The sequence below is a fragment of the Streptomyces sp. NPDC007162 genome (assembly GCF_040634175.1).
In the GTDB taxonomy this organism is placed as follows: domain Bacteria; phylum Actinomycetota; class Actinomycetes; order Streptomycetales; family Streptomycetaceae; genus Streptomyces.
This window is the reverse complement of record NZ_JBEYFC010000593.1, coordinates 1-4,907: the sequence shown is the minus strand read 5'-3', so window position 1 is coordinate 4,907 and position 4,907 is coordinate 1. Positions and strand designations below refer to the sequence as shown.

The 4,907-nt window shown below is 68.0% G+C and carries 1 protein-coding gene; it reads right to left on the bottom strand.

Annotation, left to right across the window (positions count from 1 at the left end; genetic code table 11):
* Positions 1–68: 68 nt before the first annotated feature.
* On the bottom strand, positions 69–3,431 hold the full coding sequence (locus tag ABZ646_RS40000; RefSeq protein ID WP_360530695.1) for a discoidin domain-containing protein: 3,363 nt from the start codon (positions 3,429–3,431) through the stop codon (positions 69–71).
* Positions 3,432–4,907: the final 1,476 nt, after the last annotated feature.

Here is a 4,907-nt window from a genome sequence, read left to right as displayed (position 1 = left end):
TGTAGTTTTAGTTGGGTTGTTGGTTTGGTTTTTTTGTTCCGACCGGCCGCCCGTTTCCGGATGACCTGCTACTTGATGCGGAGCTCGGCGAGTTGGAGGCGGTACCTCGTGCTTTCGTCCGCGGCGGGCTTGCCGAGCTTGGTGGCCTTCAGACGTAGGTAGCGGCCGGTGGCGGAAGTGAGGGTGTAGGTCTGGGCGGCTCCGTTGGGATCGGGCTCGGCGGTGAGGGTACGAGCGGTGGTGTAGGCGGTGGATCCGTCGGGGCGGGTCTGGATCGTGAAGTCCACGGGGAAGCCCGCTGTGCCGCCGCCGGCTGCTGCGGTGTCGGTGCGGGGGTGGAGGGTGACGGAGCCGATGGCCCTGTCGGATCCGAGGTCGACCTCGATCCATACCGGCGTGGCGCTGATGTCGGCGGAGGGGAAGTCGATGCTGGTGAAGCCCTTGGCGCCGGCCGCGCTGGCGGTGGTGCCGTCGAGGAGCCTGGTCTTGCCCCAGTCGCCGTTCTCCAGCGTGTAGTTGGCGGTGACAGTGGTCGCGGCGGTGGGGACGGTGAGTTCGGCGAGCTGGAGGCGGTACTTGGTGGTCTCGTCGACGGGAGGCGTCCCGAGCCTGGTGGCCTGCAGGCGTACGTAACGGGCGGTGGTGGTCTTGAAGCCGTACGTCTGCACCAGCCCGCCCGGATTGGGTTCGGCCGTGACGGTGCGGACGGTGGTGTAGGTGCTGGAGCCGTCGGGGCGGGTCTGGATGGTGAAGTCGACGGGGAAGCCCGCTGTGCCGCCGCCGACCGCGGGGGTGTCGGTGCGGGGGAAGAGGCGTACGGCGTCGAGGTCGGTGTCGGCGCCGAGGTCGATCTCGACCCAGACGGGGTTCGCGCTGACGTCGGCTGAGGGGAAGTCGTTGCTGGTGTAGCCCTTGGCCGCGGTCACGCTGGTGAGCTTGCCGTCGGTGAGCCGGTTCTTGCCCCAGTCGCCGTTTTCCAGGCTGCTGTTGCTGGTGACGGACCGGCCGAGGGCGACGTTGTCGAGGCGGCCGGCGCCGGTGACCGTGAACGTCCAGTTGCCGGGCTGGAGGGTGAAGTAGACGTAGGACGCGTCCTTGCTCGTGTAGCCGAGGCCGGGGATGCTGCCGGTGGCTGCGCCGCCCGTGAAGACGGTGGTCCCGTTGGCCTTGACGACAGGTGCGGATCCGCCGTAGGTCGGCACCCCGACCCGCGCGGTGGAGCCACTCGGAGAGGTCAGGGTCAGGGTCACCTGGGTGCCGTCGCGCGTGATGCCGAAGCGGATGTCGCCCTTGACGGTCGGCGTGACCGTGTTGATCTTCGTGAGGGTGCCGGTCTGCGGGACGACGTCGTACGTCTCCCAGCCGGGCTTGGTGGGCCGGATGCCGGCGGCGTAGGCGGACAGTGTGTACAGGGGGCCGCCGTTCCAGGCGTGGTTGTCGGTGCCGCCCGCCTTGTCCCATATCTCCCACAGGGTGTAGCAGGTGGGGTCGGCGACCTGAGCGGCGTAGCGGTTGCGCATCCGTTCCTCGGCGACGGTGGCCGAGCCCATCAGATACAGCGCCTCCAGGACGTAGAACTCCATGTAGGGACTGGCGTTGAGGTGGGTGCGCAGCACCTCGGTGATCGCCCGGTGGCGGGAGGCCGGGGCGAGGCCGGCGACGACGGCGAGGCCGTTGGCGCGGTCATCGGTGTCGCCGCTGTAGCCGGGTGAACGGTACGCGTTGCTGGAGGAGTTCCACAGGGCGCGGTCGAAGTTGGCTTTGATGCTGTCGCGCTGTGCCTGCCAGCCGGCGATGTCCCCGCTGTTGCCGCTGAGGCCGGCGAGGGTGATGGCCGTGTCGAGGGCCAGGTAGTACCAGCTGTTGTCCAGGACGCGGGCGTCGATGTTGCTGCCCCAGTCCTCCCAGTCCCAGTCTCCGGCGCGGTGGTTGACCAGGCCGTCGCTGTCCAGGCTCCACAGGTTCAGATACGCCTTCACCGCCGGGTAGGTGCCGGAGACGGCGTCGGTGTTGCCCGTGTAGAGGTGGTACGTGCCGAAGGCCCACACGGAAGCGAGCATCTGGACGGGCAGTTCGGCGGTCCAGATGGTGGAGGGGATCGGCGAGTAGAGCACACCGCTCGGCTTCTGCCAGGCCGTCAGCTGGGCGATGGCTTTGGCGCCGAGGGCGTGGGAGCGGGTGTCGAAGGTGTAGAAGCCTTCCTTGAGCTGGTTGACCACATCGCCCCACCACTGGGCGCGCTCACGCGTGGGGCAGTCCATGTAGTTGTCGCGCATGTTGACGTACATCGTGCGCGCCGCCTTGCCCCACAGGGTGTCGAAGAAGGCCTCGCTGCTGCTGAAGGAGCCGGCGAAGTCGGTGTCGTAGCCGGACTCCCGGTATTTCAGATCCAGGATGGTGACGCCCGAGGGGATCGTGTACTTCACCGCCGTGCCGCTCATCCAGGCAAGCGCCTCGAACTCCTGGACCCCGCCCGCGCAGACGTAGGTGGCGCGAACATTGTTCTCCGCCCCGGGTGTGAGGCCGGTGAGGCCATCGCCGTCGGCGTAGTGGTCGGTCTGCATACCGATCACCGCGCCGGCCGGGGCGTTCACTTTCAGATAGGGCGTGACCTGGAGGTTCGAGGGCAAGGTGGCCGTGATGGCAGCGGCGCCCTGCCCCGTGGACGGCAGCGACGTCGCGTTGCTGTAGGCCTTCAGGCCCGAATACCGGAACTGCGGTACCGGTCGCTGGACGAGATCGCTCCAGGGCGCGGCACCGGCGGCTCCGTAGTCGGTGGGGGCACTCCACGTGCTGTCGTCGAAGCCGGTCGATTCCCACGCGGTCATGGCGGTGGCGCTGCGGGCGTCGTAGTAGATGTTCGACTCGGGCAGGCGGAAGTTGACCTGGGTGCCGTTGGTGTTGTTCGAGTAGCCCGGATGGACGGTGTGCCTCCAGCTGGTGTCGCTGACGAGGCGGGTGGTGGTGGAATCGGTGGTGACGTCGGACTGGAACAGCAGACCGCCGCTGCCGCTGCTGCTGTGCGAGAAGCCCTGCTTGCCGAAGTGCCACACCAGCAGCGCCACCGTGTTGCGCCCGCTGGTGAGGTACGGGGCGAGGTCGATCACATCGTAGTAGGTGCCGGTGCGGTTGGGGCCGCGCTTGAGCTGCCCGTCGAAAACGACGAGCGTGCCGTTGACCCACAGCCAGTACTTGGAGTCCGCCGCGATCTGCGTCATCGCCTTCGACGGCGCGGAGCCCAGCGTGAACGATCTGCGGAACGCCACCCACTGGTTCGCCGAACTGGACGACGCCCAGATCCACTTGGCGGTCCAGGAGGCGGCGGCCGACGCCGCGGGAGCCAGCCCCGGAAGGAACACCGAACCGAGAGTGGGCGCGAGCGCCACGGCTATGGCCGAGCGCAGGGCAGACCGGCGCGTTACAGAGGACATGCGGGCTCCTGCTGTCGATGTGCGGGGGAGGCGAAGAGGAGAGGCGTCCTGGAGGCCTGGGAGGGGGGCCGCCGTGGTCCACCGAATTTTGAATCGTTTCATTTACGTGTTTGCAGCGGGGATTCTTCGCCGCCGTGCAAGTGGGTGTCAAGACCTATGCAGTCGGCGTCCTGCAGGCCATTCGCCGCGTTTGGCTCCGGCGATCCGAATGAGAACGTTGTCGTGAATCTTGTCAAGGCAGCCACAGGGCCGCTCGAGGGGCACGTACACCAGGCCCGGCCAGCACGGCTCGCCGCGCGGATCCGCAGCCACCGGCACATCGAGAACCAGATCCAGTAGCAGGCGTGCCGTGCGGCTGGCGCACCACCGAAACCGTCTACGCCATCATCCACCTGCGCGTCCACAAAGCCGGACCGGCACATGTAGCCGCATGGATCCGCGGGCGCTGGGCCATCGAGAACAAGATTCCCCGGGGTCGCGATGTCACCTCGACGGCGACCGCAGCCAGGTCCGCACGGGCATCGGACCTGAAGCCAGGGCCGCGATACGCAACGCCGTCATCGGCGCGTTACGCACTGCCGGAATCACCACCAGCGCCGCCTGCACCCGACATCACGCCCGCGATAGGAGTCGCCCACGGGCCCTCCTCCTCGGCATCACCTGACGACATTGCCGAGGCCCTGGGTGCAACCCCCAGCAGTGGAGCCATTGCCGGGGACAGCGGAGACGCCGAACAACGCCCGACTGTCGCATGTCAGGTTTGTCCGGCGGCACGCGGCAACGACCAGTACCTGCCGGTCCGTTGGCCGTGATCACGGCCGGCCTCGTAACGTGCCGTTGCCGCACCATCTTCAGCCGGCTCAGAAACACCATTCAGGTCGCGCCTAGCTGCTGTCGCAGGGACACCACATGCCTTCGCAGTGCGGCCGCTCGGCCGCGCCGCGAAGCCACTTTCGGCAGCCCCTTCGCCACCGATCCTCCTGGGGCAAGGTCACCAGGAAGAACGGCAAGCTCTTCGCGCACGTCTTCAGCTGGCCCACGAGCGGCACCCTGCAGATCCCGGCGGTCTGCAACACGGTCAACCGCGTCGACCACCGCGCCCCAGCGCCAACGACTCCGTCGTCTGTGTGGAGGTCAACGGCATGCCAGCTGTCCTGGTCAATGGCGTCTACCGACTGGTCTGCGCCCAGAGCGGCAAGGCTCTTCGTCCCGGGCCCGCCACCCGACATCTCCTTCGGCACCCCGGCCGTCACCCGGACGGACCGGGTGGCGACGATCACCGGGATCGGAATCCCCCCATCGACGGGCCCGCTGCCCACCTGGCAGCACGGGAGCCGACACTGACAGCACGTCCGATTCCGGCACACGCAGCACGCTCACGACTCCGCGTGAGTCCGAGCCCCGCCACACACGGACTCGGCGTTCTCCGATTCCGGAGAGGCGCCGTGACGGCGGCGGTGGGGGCGGCCCCCCACC